The sequence below is a fragment of the Sporosarcina sp. AD_1 genome, from assembly GCF_057373025.1.
Window position 1 is genome coordinate 135,274 of sequence record NZ_JBPVIR010000005.1, and the last position, 13,800, is coordinate 149,073.

The window sequence follows — 13,800 nt, forward strand, 5'->3', positions numbered from 1 at the left end:
AGATTGTTGCTATCATATATCGGATAATCGGTAGAGTCAACACTCTTTTTATAATTATTTTTCAATTAGGAATAGTAATATTTATTGTAATCGCTTACATTCGCGATATATTGCATACTACATTATTTATGACATTTTGTAAATTTTTTTTGCCATAATCATGTACCATACTTATTTTTCCACTTTGTCTATGCGCCACCCATCCTTCTTTTTATAGACATAGGTGAATTTCATTTTTTTCGCCGTTCTTGTCTCCCCGATGGGTACTGTCACTTCCATAACCATTTTTGTCTTTTTCTCCTTCACTTCTCGAACCGTGGCGACGTTCCACATGAGCTCGCTCACAGATTCCGCCTCCGGCTGTGCCATCCTCTTCTTATAGGAAATAATCCCATTGTCTTTCATAAATCGCTTGGCCCCTTTTTTCGTCATCGTCTTCCGAAGTTCCACCTTTAATTTTTTCTTGGAATCGATATGGCTGGCCAAATAGCGATAGTTCATGCCTTTATAGAGAAATGTTTCGTACTCCCCTTCCTCATAGAAGCCCCCGTTCGTTACGGTCAATTCCGTCGTTGCCCATTCGGCAGCCAGATTGGCGGCTTCTACAGGAGATAACGGAGTAGCCGTACGTCCTTGACAGGCAGTTAGCAGCAGCGAAATGCATAATACGAACAGCAATGTCCACCATTTTTGTCTCAACCGCTTTCCTCCCGATGTGCTAGTAATAAAAGATATGTCATCAGGAGCCGATAAAATGTTGGACTCTGCAAAACATTTCACTTCAGCGTCTAGGAAATCTTGAATTTATTCTCAAATAGGCTTGCGACTGTTGCTCCGATCGTCAAATTGACGACCATATTGGCGACTGCAGGAACGGCCGCTAGAGAACTGACGTGTTCCATGGCAAGCGTTGCCGCAAGAGCGGAATTGCATATGCCTGTGTGGAATAAAATCGCACGCGCTGTCTCCTCAGGCGCTTTGCAAAGCCGCGCAACGAAGTACCCCGCTCCCATTGGAATGGCGACTTGCAGAGTGACTGCAATGAAAATCATCGGCAAGATCGACAAATTCTCTTGCAAGGATTTTTGGGCGCTTGAAATGACGGACAGGATGACGATGAATAAGGACAATTGGGATAAGACGGCTGTATACGGCCTGACTTTTCCGACTGGCTTCGGCCATTTCCACTGGATGAACAGGCCTGCCAAAAGCGGGAGAAAAACGATATAAATGATATTGAGAAACAGGGGCCAGAAAGCGATCGGAATTAATTTCCCCGCAAAGAACTGGACGAGTCCCGGGGTCAACAGCGGTGAAATAAATGTATCCATCGTCGCCATTGTAATGCTCACTGCCACTTCGCCGCCGGCAATGAACGTATAAATATTCGCAGAAGTGCCACTTGGAACTGTTCCTGCCAAAATGATGCCGGTCGCAATTTCCGCTTCATTCCGGAAAAAAAGATAGGCAATCGTGATGGATACGGCCACCATGATTGTCCATTTAAACAGCACGCCAAGGCATGCGTATTTTGGATGTTTAATGACTTGAAGCAGTTTGTCGGTTGACAGCGACAAGCCCATTAACAAGAAAATGGTCCCCAGCCCGACTCCAGTCAAGCCACGAATGGTAATAAACGCATCTGGAAACAGATAAGCCACCAAAGACAAGGCTACAATCCAGATCGGCAGGTATTTCGAAATGACACCAGATAGTAGAGGGATGACCTTCATTCCTTCGCCTCCTAGACAAGAAGACCTGTACAGCAGATCGCTTTGATCCGGTGCACAAGCCTTCCATTGCCATGATTTTATTCGAAGAACTAATTTGCCTCATTTTGTTCGATCAAATTTCGATTATACTTCTTGAAAATGTCAGCCTACCGCTCGTAACGACTGGCGAACCTATCGTATTTCACGGCAACCACTCGTATCTGACGGCGAACCACTCGTATTTCACGGCTACCGCTCGTATCTGCTGGCGAAGCACTCGTATTTCTCTCGTACCGCTCATAAACGTCGGCGAACCACTCGTATTTCTCTCGTACCACTCGTAAATGGCAAACGAACTGCTCGATTAAACCGTCGGTCCGCTTGAAATGGTCTGCTTCGTGTAAATGAATGCTCCCTCTTCAAGTCCTATTAACTCCACAGCATCTCCGATCGTCACTTCGCCGTCCATTCGCGCCGTCACTTTGACAGGTGCTTCATCCAACTGGATCAAAGCGACTGTATAGGGAGCGATATGGGCGAATTCCGCCGGAGCGACATGGATATCTGTAAAACTATAAACAGTGCCTTTAGGTGAAACTTGAGCTTCCTGCAGCTTTCCTTGCTGGCATTTCGGACAAGTGTACTTGGATGTCACACTATGATAATCACAATTCGTGCAAGCAAAAATCTTCATGTTCCTCACACCCTCTCCAAAATATGCACAACGGAATAGGATCCCGTTCCGCCTAAATTTTGTGCCAAAGCGAGACGCGGATTGCCTTCCACTTGATTTGGCGCGGTCCCTCTCAACTGATGTACGAGCTGATAGAGCTGGGAAATTCCAGTTGCACCGATTGGATGGCCACGCGATAACAGTCCGCCGCTCGTATTGACTGGCTTGTCACCTGTCACTTTAGTGCGGCCTTCCTCAATTGCTTTCCAACCTTCACGCTTTGCAAAAAAGCCGAGCTCCTCGATCGCGAGCATTTCTGTCATGGAGAAGCAGTCATGGATTTCCACGACATCAATATCTTCTGGCCCGACACCTGCTTTTTCGTATGCGAGACGGCCGGATTCCTTGATGGCCGGAATGGATAATAAATCGTCCGCGTCCTGCATTTGCGTCGGTCCGGAACTTTGAGCGGACGAACGGACGTGGACCGGTGACTTTTTGCTGGACAACACGACGGCAGCAGCACCATCCGTCATCGGCGAACAATCGAACAGGCCGAGCGGGTTCGTAATCATCCTCGCTTCCATGATCTCTTCCATTGTGGCCGGTTTTCTGAACTGAGCAAGCGGGTTTTGCATGGCGTTTTCCCGATTTTTCAGTGCCACCATAGCCAGATGCTTTTTGGAAGCGCCAGTTTCGTAAAAGTACCGGTTGGCGAGCACTCCGAAGAAACCAGGGAATGTTAGTCCCGCCCGTTTTTCGTTTGAATCATTGTCCATTGCCGCATTGATCGCCTGCGTAACATCCGCAGTGGACGCATGTTTCATCTTTTCAACACCGGCTACCAATACGGTTTCATACTCACCGCTCTGAATACCAAGCACACCTTGACGAACCGCGATGCCGCCAGAAGCGCATGCTCCTTCAACTTTGGCTGTTGGAATGAAACCAAGGCCTAATTCATTCGCCACAATGGCGCCTAGAATTTCCTGATTGTAAATGGAACCGCCCATGAAATTTCCAACATATACTGCATCCACCTTCGGATTACCTGCTTCATTCAACGCTTGAATACAAGCATCAAGCAACAAGTCCTTCATCGTCCGGTCGACGAATGTCCCAAATTGTGTCATGCCGACGCCGTGTACATATACATTCGTCATGCTTTCACCTCTTCATGCTGGTTGCGCAGCTCACGCTTCAGGATTTTCCCGTAGGAACTTTTCGGCAATTCCTCGACAATATGAATCTCCTTCGGCTTTTTAAAGCTGGCCATATTTTCAATGCACAGAGCGAGCAGCTGTTCATCTGTCACCTGCTGCGTACCATTTGGCACGACGTATGCAATGACATTCTCCCCCCATTTCTCATCGGGCACTCCGATGACACATGTCTCCTTGACGCCTGGATGCATGTTCAGCACTTCTTCCACTTCACGCGGGTAAATATTGACGCCGCCTGAAATGATCACGTCTTTTTTCCGGTCGACGATATGGACATATCCTTCTGGATTTTTCCATCCTAAATCTCCTGTATGGAGCCAGCCGTCCTGCAAAGTTTCCGCGGTCGCTTTTTCATTATTCCAGTACCCTTTCATGACGAGTGAGCCTTTACAAATTATTTCCCCGACTTCCCCGTCAGGCAGCTCTTTCCCTTCGTCATCTACGATCTTCACGTCGACAAACAGGCCGGTGCGTCCGCATGATTCAAGACGTGTGCCCAGTTCTCTCTTCGGCATCATCGTAATGCACATCGGCGCCTCGACTTGTCCGTATGTCTCTGCAAAAATCGGCCCTGTCAGCTTGAGAGCCTGTTCCAGCTTGCTTGCCGCGATCGGAGAGCCTGCCATGTTGATACTCTTTAAGGTCGATAGTTTGGAAGGATCAAAATTCGGATGCTGGATCATTAAGTTGACCATCGTCGGCACGAGGAAGATAATAGACACTTTCTCTCTTGCCAAATCATTTACGAATTCTTCCGGTTCGAATTTATCGAAAACGACTTGTGTCAATCCATACAGCCAAGCTACATGGGAAAGGAAATTGCTTCCGTGCGTCAATGGAGCCACATGGCCGATGATATCGTCATAATCGGACTCACAAACAAGCGCTAAGGAGACTGCACCTGCAATCATATTCCGATGGGAAAGCATAACCCCTTTCGGATTGCCCGTCGTACCGGATGTATACATGATGGCGAACAGGTCGTCCTCTTCCACTTGTTCCGCAAAACCAGCACCGACATAGGATTCGATGACTTCTTCGTAAGCCGTACCTACCAAAAGCGTCTCCACTTCAGTCCCAATAGCGTCGATGAGTGCTTGATCGCCAATTAACAAGCCAACATCCGCATCCGTCAGCATATATTGATGCTCTTTTGGATGGAGACGATAGTTGAGCGGCACTTTAATGAAGCCGCCTAGCGCGACCGCCACATCTAGTTCAATATGTTCGAGACGGTTTGGCATCAAAATGCCGATCCGGTCGCCTTTCTTCAATCCTTTATGATGAAAGTAAGCCGACAGCGCATGGGCTCTTTCCAACAACTCTTTATATGTGAATGAACGGTCTTTGTCTTTCACAGCGAGCTTGTCTGGATTAGCCAGCGCTGATTTCACCGCAAGTTTACCTAACGTTTCCATAATGGATCACTCCTTCTCCGCGAATTGGAATACAGGCATATTCCAAAATTCGTCGTTTCCGCGCTGCAACGCCACTTCATGCAACGGAAACAGCATATATTCAATCGTGACAGCTACCGGATTTTCACCGTCAATAAAATGGCCGCCATCAATTTTTTTATCACAGTCAATAAACATTCCGTGAAAATGGACTTCCAATTCGCCTTGCAGATCCTGTCCGATAAACCCTGTGCCCGACAGCAATTCGATCGGTGTGTCCGTTTTAAGCTTCTTGGAATATTTCAAGCCACCGTCCGCGGTTTGGTCCAGTTGGACATATGTCGCGTAATCAAGTGACCCGATACATTGAAATTGAGCAGCTGTCACTTGATAAGCCCGGCAAACTTCCTTGAATCCTTCAAAAAGATCGATACCCTTCATGAATCTTCCGGCAATCCGATTCGTTTTTTGATCTAATACTGCTTGAACCCGATTATCCAAAGCTGTAGCCTCCATCTACTTTGAGTACTTGCCCAGTTGTATAGCTTGATTCAGGAGAAGCGAAATACAGAACGGCCTCCGCAATGTCTTGCGGTGTCCCCATTCGCTTAATCGCTTGCTGGCTTACATCATATGCAACACCCGTCGTAATTCCTGTCAATGTGGCACCCGGTGCCACTGAATTACATGTAATCCCATGAACGCCAAGCTCCTTTGCCACCCACTTCGTTAACGCGATGACCGCCCCTTTGGAAGCAGAATAGGCAGGGCCGGAACGTCCGTTGTTGTCTTCCTGGCCTGAAATGACGCCGCCATTTAAGCCGGAAATGGAACTGATATTAATGATCCGCCCGTATTTCTGCTCTACCATATGCGGGTAGACAATTGCCTGGATAAACAGAAATGCGGCTTTCACGTTTGTATCCATATCACGGTCCCACACATCGAGCGTCATCGTATCGATCCCAAGTCTGCCGCATGTCCCTGCATTGTTCACCAAAATATGAAGTTCTCCGTACGTATCGGAAGCCCGAGCTACTGTCGCTTTCACAAACTCAGGATCGCGGATATCGCCCAAGCATTCCATGACGCTTGCATCGGCTGATTGATTTTGAATCGATTCAATTGTTTTCTCGCATGAATTCAAATCAACGAGAACAACATTGGCACCTTCCCTCGACAGGATAATTGCTGATTCTGCGCCAATTCCACTGGCTGCGCCTGTAATGATTGCTGTTTGTCCCTTTAATCTCACGATGTCGCCCCCTATTTAATTTTCAATAGATCCGGCAGGAATGTGGAAATCTGCGGGATATAAGTGATTAACAATAGAATGATGATGGATGATACAACGAAAGGCAGCACACCTTTCGATATTTGGCCGATCGACGTTTTCGATATGCCTGCCGCCACGAACAAGTTAAGTCCGACCGGAGGAGTAAACAAACCGATCGCCAAGTTCACCGTCATGAAAACGCCAAACACAGTCGGGTCCACGTTGAATGCAATCATGATCGGCAATAAAATCGGAATGAATATGTAATAAGCAGAGATGGCATCAATGAACATTCCTGCAATGAGCAATATAATATTGACGAGTAGCAAGATGATAATCGGATTATCCGAGATGCTCAGCATCACATCTGAAATCTGTCGTGCAATCTGTTCCGTCGTGATGATATACGCATAAACGGAAGCTGCACTGACGATAAACATGACAACCGCTGTTTGAATCGAAGAAGCGATCAAAATGTCGTACAGTTTCTTCAGTGTTAATTCGCGGTAGATGAAGAAACCGACAAACAATCCGTAAAATACAGCGACAACTGCCGCTTCGGTTGGTGTGAAGAAGCCACCATAAATCCCGCCGAGAATAATAACTGGAATGAGAAGCCCCCAAATAGCGCCTGTAAACGCTTTCAGTCTTTCCTCGCCTGTCGCCTTTTTTGTCATGACAACTTCGATCGGTCCTTCTGTCTTCTCTTGTTTCCATCTGACATACATCGCTGCCAATATGAAACCTAAGCCTAATAGCAATCCTGGCACAACGCCCGCCATGAATAACCGGCCGATGGACACAGGAATTTGATCGCCTGCCACTACAGCGAAGACGATGAACGCAATACTTGGCGGGATGATAATGCCGATCGCTCCCGAGCTTGCCACGAGGCCGCCTGCTGTCTCTTTCTTATAACCACTTTTCACCATCGCCGGCACAAGGATGCCTCCGATAGCGGCAACAGTCGCCGGGCCTGAACCTGAAATGGCTGCGAAGAAGATGGCCGTCAATACAGTAACAAACACAATACCGCTCTTACGATGGCCTACCAGCGATTGAGCGAAATCAATCAAACGCTTGGAAATGCCCGCCTGCTCCATGATGACGCCGGCTAAAATAAAAAACGGAATCGCCAGCAACGTGAATTTCGCAACACTTGTATACATGATGTCGGCAACCAGTTCCAAACCAAATACCCCGCTGCCTGTGAACAAGACGGCAATGGAGGATACAGCAAGTGCAATCGCAATTGGCATACGCAACATGACTAACAGGAAAAACAAACCGAATAAAATAAACGCCATCATGAGAGCTGCTCCCCTTTCTCATCTTGTCCCCGCAATTCTTTTATTGTCACTTGGACGGTCCGATAGATGCATAGGAGTGCGCCAAGCGGCATCGCGAGAGAGAACCACCATTGCGGCCAGCCGAGTGATGGTGTTTTTTGGCCCATATCCATCTGGAATTGCACCATTTGGATACCGAAATAAAAAAGAACGCCGAACAGCAGGAGCATCATCAGTCCGACAAGTATGGAGATGACCCGCTTGAACGCAACATTCGCCATATCATAAAGAAGAGTAAAGCCAAGGTGTGCGTGTTCACGCACACCAATGGCTGTTCCGACAAACGTCAGCATAACGAATAGATTGACGGTCACTTCCTCCGTAAACGAGAAGGAGTAGCTTGCAAATCCCCTCGAGAGGATATTGACGAATGCGATGGTTGACATGATGGACAATACGATAGCGACAATCCATTCTTCTAACTTGCTGATTACTCTTTCCATTCATGTAACCCCCAGTATTATTGGTCTTGGAACGCTTTTAGCAAGTCTTCGCCCCAAATATCCTTATACTTGTCATAGACTGGCTGAACTGCTTCTTTAAAGGATGCCAATTCTGCCTCTGTCGGCTCATAGAACTGCATGCCGGACGATTTCAATGCTTCAATTTGGTTTGCTTCTTTTTCACGTGCGATTTTCACTTGGTACTCAGCTGCTTCTTTGCCCAGCTTCTTGAAAAGCTCCTGATCTTCTTTGCTCATCGAGTCAAATAGCTTCTTGTTCATCCCAAGCACAAGTGGATCATAGGAATAGTTCCACATCGTGATGTAATCTTGTACCTCGTTCAACTTGGAAGAGTGGATGACATCAATCGGGTTTTCCTGTCCATGAATCGTACCTTGCTGCAACGATGTGAACACTTCGGAGAATGTCATCGTTGTTGGATCCGCACCTAGTTCTCTGAACAGGTCCGTATACATCGTGATGCCAGGAATCCGGACTTTCATGCCCTTCAAATCTGCTGGCGACTTGATTTCATGTTTGCTGTTCGTAATTTGACGGAAACCGTTTTCCCCGAAACCTAATGTCTCTACACCTTTTTCGTGAAGGATGTCAGCTATTGCGTCTCCACCCTCTCCGCCAAACACTTTGTCAACTCCGTCTGTATCCTTGAAAAGGAATGGCGCGCTGGCTACTCCAAAACGAGGATCCAAAATCGAATAAATGATTGTCGAGTGGAAACTCAAATCGGTTTGCCCTTTCGCCAATAATTCAACGCCTTTACCGGAATCTCCACCGGACAGCTGTTCATTCGGATAGATTTCGATATTGATGCGCCCATCCGTTTCTTCCTTCATGTCGCTCGCAAGCTTCTCTGCTGCCTTATACCAAGTCGAAGAATCATTGACCGTTACGGACATTTTCAAGTTGTATGACTTATCCTCTGACCCTGCACCTGATTCTGTATCGCCTTTTGCTGATGAACAAGCCCCTAGCAATAGCATTGCGGATAAACCGATTGCCCCAAAAATTGTGCTCTTTCTTTTTCTCATTCCATTTCCCTCCGATTATTGGATTATCTTTTCGTGGATAAAATCCACCAAATGCATGGCTCGTGCGGTCGATGAAAGACCTTCACGCTCCACCCCTACCTTCATTTGAAGCAAGCATCCTGGATTCGTCGTAATGATGGTCGATGCCTGAATTTCTTTCACCTCTTTCATTTTTGATTCCAAAATCTTCGACGCCATTTCAGGTTGAAGCAAATTATAGATACCAGCGGAACCGCAACAGAGATTCGCGCCAGGCATTTCCGTAAACACACTGCTTTGTACTGCTTTCAAGATCGTACGTGGTTCCTCTATAACCCCATTCACATTCCGCAAATGGCAGGAATCCTGATAGGTGACAATTTCCACTGCCTCTGTGGCAGGCAATTTCTCAAGTTCAGCGACTATCCCAAGCTTTACAAGCAACGAAGAAATGTCGATCTGCTTGTCCACAAACCGTTTTGCTTTCGCATGCAATTCAGGAGACTCCCCTTCGAACAAACGATCATACTCCGAAAGAAATGCGCCGCAGCCGCCTGCGTTATTTACAATAAAATCAAATTCCACGCCATCGAACGCCTTGATGTTCGCCAAAGCATTCCGTTTGGCTCTGTCCATTTCCCCACTATGGCCTTGCAACGCGCCGCAGCACTGCTGGCCTTTCGGCAAGACAACCTCACATCCTAACCGTTCAAGAAGCTCGATTGTATTCCGGTTCGTTTCCTTGAACATCGTGTCCATGAGACAGCCTGTAAAAAAAGCAACTTTCGTTTTGGACGGACTTTGCAAGACGGAATCCCTTTTTCGCTTCGGTGGTTCCGGCAAAGCCCGCTCCATATCTTTCATAAAGGAAGGGAACAATTCCAGAAACCCGATCTTCCGCACTGCTTTTTGCAGTCCCGTTTTTTGATAAAATGTCACCAGTTTCACTGCGGCCTGCATTTTTCGCTGATCCGCAAACAAATGATCAAACGCCCCTTTGCGGATCAGCTTTTCCTTTAACGATTGATCTTTCGCGGAAACGATAGCATCCCGCGTCTCTTCAATCAGCGTGCCATACTGCACGCCCGCCGGACAGGCCGGCTCACAAGCCCGACAGCCAAGGCATAGGTCAAATGCTTCTTCTATGGAACCATCCCATTCGACCACTCCGTCCCGCACCGCTTTCATCAAGGCAATCCTACCGCGCGGCGATTGGGTCTCATCATGCCCGGAGTGGATGTAGGTCGGACAGGCCGGAAGACAGAAACCGCATCGCATGCAATCCATCAGCCGGTCTTCATTCACATGGGTGACGAACGATTGCCGGATTTTCTCAGCCTGAAGGCTACCCATTGTGCACCACAACTCTCTTCTTCGAATCCTTGGCGAAAATCTTGCCTGGATTCATGATGTTCAAAGGATCAATTGCCAATTTAAGCGCTTTCATAATTTCGATGCCTGCACTGCCGATTTTCCATTCTAAATAAGGGGCCTTCATTTCTCCGACACCATGCTCTCCGGTAATCGTTCCACCGAGGTGAATGGCTTGATTGAAAATCTCGGCAAACGCCATTTCAACACGTGTCATTTCGTCTTCATCCCGCACATCCGTCAAGATGGTCGGATGTAAGTTTCCATCACCTGCATGACCGAATGTACAAATGAGCAGGTCATATTTTTTTGCGATTTCCTGGATAGCCCTCACCATATTGGCAATTTCCGATCGAGGTACCGTCGCATCCTCCAAAATGGTCGTCGGACGTTTTCTCGCAAGTGCCGACAGAGCAACCCGCCTGGCGGTGCTCAACTGCTCCGCTTCTTCAGCCGATTGTGCCATTTGTGTGGAAGTGGCACCTTTCTCCTGACAGATTTGATGAATGAGTTTCATATCTTCGGTAACGACAGCAGGTTCTCCATCCTGCTCAATGAGCAGCATCGCCTCACAATCTGTCGGAAGACCGATTTTCATATAATCCTCAACGGTCTCAATCGTCCCTTTATCCATGAATTCCAGCGTAGCCGGCACAATCTTCGCAGCAATAATCGCCGAAACCGTTTCAGCCGCCTTTTCCAATTTGTCATAGAAAACGAGCAGTGTCTGTTTTGTCTTCGGCGCCGGAATCAATCCAAGCGTAATCTCAACAATCACCCCGAGCGTCCCTTCCGAACCGACATACAAACTCGTCAAATCATAGCCCGCCACATCTTTCGTCAACTTTCCACCCGTCGTCAACAGCTCCCCGGACGGCAGAACCACCTTCAACCCTTTTACGTAATCTCGGGTTACGCCATATTTCAATCCACGCAATCCACCGGAATTCTCCGCGACATTTCCTCCGATCGTTGAAATCTTCATCGAACTCGGATCGGGCGGATATAGGAACCCCTTTGATTCCACGACTTCATTGATCTCACGAGTTATGACGCCCGGCTGAACCGTGATCGTCAAATTCTCCTCGTCCAGCTCCAGAATTTGATTCATTCGATTGAACAGAAGAACAACGCCTCCTGACGTCGGCGCCGTGCCCGCTGCCAGATTCGTACCCGATCCACGTGAAACGATCGGCACCCGGTTCGCAGCACACACTTTCACGATTTCCTGTACTTCCTCTATCGAAGATGGCGACAACACCAAATCAGGCAGTGCCTGAAAATTCGCGGTCGCATCATAGGAATAAGCCAACTTCTGAGCGGTCGTCGTTTTCGCATAAGAACGGCCAGTGATCGCAATCAGCTGTTCCAACACCCGTTCATCCATTCACCCGCCCCCTTCAACTTTCTGATTCTTGTTTTCATTCTAATAGTCTGAAGATTTATATGATATAGTCGTACGCACAACCTTTCGACAAAATTTAGACATATTTTTTGGTTCTTTGTACAAAAGTCTCAGGAAATGTTTAGTAATAAACTCATATGAAAGGTTGAATAAGGATGATACTTTAGTCTGTTAGAGCGAATGAGGAATGGTTTGCTGAAGGAGTTGAATGGCTACGGGGGAAGAGATGAATAATAGTGTCGGGTGCATTATGGAACGACAACAAACAGATAACGATACGAGCGGTTAGCCTGCTTATTCGAGCGGTCCACGTAATATACGAGCTGTTGCCAACTTATACGAGAGGTTCGACAGGAGAATCGAGCGGTATTGGAAATATACGAGCGGATGACGGATTATACGAGTGGTTCAGGCAAAGATACGAGCGGTTCGCGAATCAAGAGCTTACAGAAATATTCCGAGTGACTTGCCTGAGCATTAAAAGTGTCTTTCTCAAACAAAAAAACCTTGCTACATCGTAACAAGGCGGCTTTCCCTTTCATCCCAGAGGCGGACGCCTAGGTAGAGGAGGAATACGTCATGGATATCGGATACAGACAGTCCGGTCAGCTGTTCAACTTTTTGGAGTCGATAGGTTAGCGTGTTTTTATGGATATGAAGCTTCTGTGCTGTATTTTGCATGGATTGATTTTCACTAAACCAAATCCGTAAATTATGGAGCAGTTCCATATCTCCCCCGAGCGGCTCGACCGTCCGGCGAATGAATTCGTCGCATGTCGTTTCGGGCAGGCTTTGAATGATTAATTCAAAACGAAGCTCGCGTTCCAACACGACTCTGCCTACTCTTTTGGAGACGGCTACTGCCCGTTCTGCCTCGTTAAAAGATTTTCCTAACTCCAGAGGGTGCGCACTGCCTCCAATACCGGCGGCCACCGCGATTTTTTTTCTTCTCTTGAGATGCAGCAGGAAATATTCAAGCTCGTTCATTAATTTGTCTTCGGGAATATCAGGCAATAAGAAAAGGAGTTTATTTTGTCCCCACCTGGTCATTTTCATTTCCGGATGGATGTTTTGGATAGCAATGAAGCTGTCCAACTCTTCCACAGTAAACTGTTCTTCGTCATTTACTGCCTCGATGACGATAACTTGTTTGTATTTTTCAACATCTATCCCAAGCAGGGTGCCCCGTTCCAGAAAACGTTCATCTTTTTTGGACGAAGTGAGCCACTCAAAAACGAAAAATTCCCGTTCCCGCACTTTCTCTTCCTTCTCTTTCCTTTTCAAACTATCTTGAATGAATAACTCAACCACACGCAAAATCAACTGCGCCTGCGGTTGAATTTTTTCCGGCTCGCCTGTAATCCCAAGAACTGCAATCGGCTCACCAGAAATGATAAGCGGCAAAACAATTCCTTTTCGTACACCCCTGAGTCTTTCCAGCTCCTTGTCAGTCATATAGAGGATCTTTTTTTGACGCAAACTCAACAAAGCTCCCTCATGAAATTGATTGATTCTTTTTGGATCCGTACTGGCCTGAATAAAACCGCGCCGATCCGTCAATATCACTTGTTCTTGAATTAAGCAGGACAACTCCTCCACAATTTCCTGTCCCAATGTATCAAATTGAAACAATTTGATCCCCCCAAACTTCACTATAAAAACACATTATCTGAAGAGAGCAAAAATAACAATACGTAATTCGACAAAAAGCGCTAAATTATACTGACAATTTAATTGATCAGAATAAAGTTTCGACACGATCCCCCACCGTCCACAACTGTGGATAACATTATACACAAAATCCCCATGTCAAACACTGGCTTCCTGCCCTTATAAACAACTTAACCACAACTTATCCACTTGCTTGTGTGGATAAATAGAACGGTTGTTCCTTTTTTTGTTTTCTGCTAAAGTAAGGATAAC

At 46.9% G+C, this 13,800-nt stretch carries 14 protein-coding genes; 1 reads left to right on the top strand and 13 read right to left on the bottom strand.

Features of this window, described 5'->3' with window-relative positions:
- Positions 1 to 171: 171 nt before the first annotated feature.
- The 12 genes from ACSW3C_RS11275 to ACSW3C_RS11330 all read right to left on the bottom strand — a co-directional run bounded on the left by ACSW3C_RS11275 (position 172) and on the right by ACSW3C_RS11330 (position 11,859).
- Entirely contained in the window at positions 172 to 699 is a 528-nt protein-coding gene (locus ACSW3C_RS11275) for a DL-endopeptidase inhibitor IseA family protein (RefSeq protein WP_486562696.1), read from the bottom strand.
- A gap of 89 nt (positions 700 to 788) precedes the next feature.
- Positions 789 to 1,733, bottom strand: a complete 945-nt coding sequence (locus tag ACSW3C_RS11280; protein WP_486562697.1) for a bile acid:sodium symporter family protein — start codon at positions 1,731 to 1,733, stop codon at positions 789 to 791.
- A gap of 343 nt (positions 1,734 to 2,076) precedes the next feature.
- Positions 2,077 to 2,406: a Zn-ribbon domain-containing OB-fold protein gene (locus ACSW3C_RS11285; RefSeq protein ID WP_486562698.1), complete on the bottom strand. Its 330-nt coding sequence runs from the start codon at positions 2,404 to 2,406 to the stop codon at positions 2,077 to 2,079.
- A gap of 5 nt (positions 2,407 to 2,411) precedes the next feature.
- Positions 2,412 to 3,548 (bottom strand): thiolase C-terminal domain-containing protein, encoded by a 1,137-nt coding sequence (locus tag ACSW3C_RS11290; RefSeq protein WP_486562700.1) that lies wholly within the window; start codon positions 3,546 to 3,548, stop codon positions 2,412 to 2,414.
- Complete coding sequence (locus ACSW3C_RS11295; RefSeq protein WP_486562701.1) at positions 3,545 to 5,026, bottom strand: class I adenylate-forming enzyme family protein; 1,482 nt, start codon at positions 5,024 to 5,026, stop codon at positions 3,545 to 3,547. Before ACSW3C_RS11295 ends, ACSW3C_RS11290 begins: the two co-directional genes overlap by 4 nt.
- A 6-nt stretch (positions 5,027 to 5,032) precedes the next feature.
- A complete protein-coding gene (locus ACSW3C_RS11300) occupies positions 5,033 to 5,506 on the bottom strand; it encodes a PCC domain-containing protein (RefSeq protein WP_486562702.1) in 474 nt (157 codons plus the stop codon).
- Positions 5,499 to 6,260 carry an SDR family NAD(P)-dependent oxidoreductase gene (locus ACSW3C_RS11305; protein ID WP_486562703.1) on the bottom strand — a complete coding sequence of 254 codons (762 nt, stop codon included), beginning with the start codon at positions 6,258 to 6,260 and terminating at the stop codon, positions 5,499 to 5,501. Before ACSW3C_RS11305 ends, ACSW3C_RS11300 begins: the two co-directional genes overlap by 8 nt.
- A gap of 11 nt (positions 6,261 to 6,271) precedes the next feature.
- A complete protein-coding gene (locus ACSW3C_RS11310) occupies positions 6,272 to 7,591 on the bottom strand; it encodes a TRAP transporter large permease (protein ID WP_486562704.1) in 1,320 nt (439 codons plus the stop codon).
- Positions 7,588 to 8,073 carry a TRAP transporter small permease gene (locus ACSW3C_RS11315; RefSeq protein ID WP_486562705.1) on the bottom strand — a complete coding sequence of 162 codons (486 nt, stop codon included), beginning with the start codon at positions 8,071 to 8,073 and terminating at the stop codon, positions 7,588 to 7,590. The genes ACSW3C_RS11310 and ACSW3C_RS11315 overlap by 4 nt, the downstream gene beginning before the upstream one ends.
- Positions 8,074 to 8,090: 17 nt before the next feature.
- Entirely contained in the window at positions 8,091 to 9,122 is a 1,032-nt protein-coding gene (locus tag ACSW3C_RS11320) for a DctP family TRAP transporter solute-binding subunit (RefSeq protein ID WP_486562706.1), read from the bottom strand.
- A gap of 15 nt (positions 9,123 to 9,137) precedes the next feature.
- Positions 9,138 to 10,454, bottom strand: coding sequence for a (Fe-S)-binding protein (locus ACSW3C_RS11325; RefSeq protein ID WP_486562707.1), 1,317 nt, complete (start codon positions 10,452 to 10,454; stop codon positions 9,138 to 9,140).
- Positions 10,447 to 11,859 carry an FAD-linked oxidase C-terminal domain-containing protein gene (locus ACSW3C_RS11330; protein ID WP_486562708.1) on the bottom strand — a complete coding sequence of 471 codons (1,413 nt, stop codon included), beginning with the start codon at positions 11,857 to 11,859 and terminating at the stop codon, positions 10,447 to 10,449. Before ACSW3C_RS11330 ends, ACSW3C_RS11325 begins: the two co-directional genes overlap by 8 nt.
- A gap of 254 nt (positions 11,860 to 12,113) precedes the next feature.
- Here ACSW3C_RS11330 and ACSW3C_RS11335 point away from each other — a divergent pair, with 254 nt between their 5' ends.
- Positions 12,114 to 12,398 (top strand): hypothetical protein, encoded by a 285-nt coding sequence (locus tag ACSW3C_RS11335; protein WP_486562710.1) that lies wholly within the window; start codon positions 12,114 to 12,116, stop codon positions 12,396 to 12,398.
- Here the strand turns inward: ACSW3C_RS11335 and ACSW3C_RS11340 are convergent.
- The gene (locus tag ACSW3C_RS11340) at positions 12,388 to 13,509 is read right to left on the bottom strand and encodes a CdaR family transcriptional regulator (RefSeq protein ID WP_486562711.1); all 1,122 of its coding nucleotides are present in this window, start codon (positions 13,507 to 13,509) and stop codon (positions 12,388 to 12,390) included. The genes ACSW3C_RS11335 and ACSW3C_RS11340 overlap by 11 nt on opposite strands.
- Positions 13,510 to 13,800: the final 291 nt, after the last annotated feature.

Coding starts and splice junctions, on each gene's coding strand:
- ACSW3C_RS11295 (WP_486562701.1), bottom strand. CDS start 5,026: ATGGAAACGTTAGGTAAACTTGCGGTGAAATCAGCGCTGGCTAATCCA.
- ACSW3C_RS11285 (WP_486562698.1), bottom strand. CDS start 2,406: ATGAAGATTTTTGCTTGCACGAATTGTGATTATCATAGTGTGACATCC.
- ACSW3C_RS11315 (WP_486562705.1), bottom strand. CDS start 8,073: ATGGAAAGAGTAATCAGCAAGTTAGAAGAATGGATTGTCGCTATCGTA.
- ACSW3C_RS11290 (WP_486562700.1), bottom strand. CDS start 3,548: ATGACGAATGTATATGTACACGGCGTCGGCATGACACAATTTGGGACA.
- ACSW3C_RS11325 (WP_486562707.1), bottom strand. CDS start 10,454: ATGGGTAGCCTTCAGGCTGAGAAAATCCGGCAATCGTTCGTCACCCAT.
- ACSW3C_RS11280 (WP_486562697.1), bottom strand. CDS start 1,733: ATGAAGGTCATCCCTCTACTATCTGGTGTCATTTCGAAATACCTGCCG.
- ACSW3C_RS11310 (WP_486562704.1), bottom strand. CDS start 7,591: ATGATGGCGTTTATTTTATTCGGTTTGTTTTTCCTGTTAGTCATGTTG.
- ACSW3C_RS11330 (WP_486562708.1), bottom strand. CDS start 11,859: ATGGATGAACGGGTGTTGGAACAGCTGATTGCGATCACTGGCCGTTCT.
- ACSW3C_RS11320 (WP_486562706.1), bottom strand. CDS start 9,122: ATGAGAAAAAGAAAGAGCACAATTTTTGGGGCAATCGGTTTATCCGCA.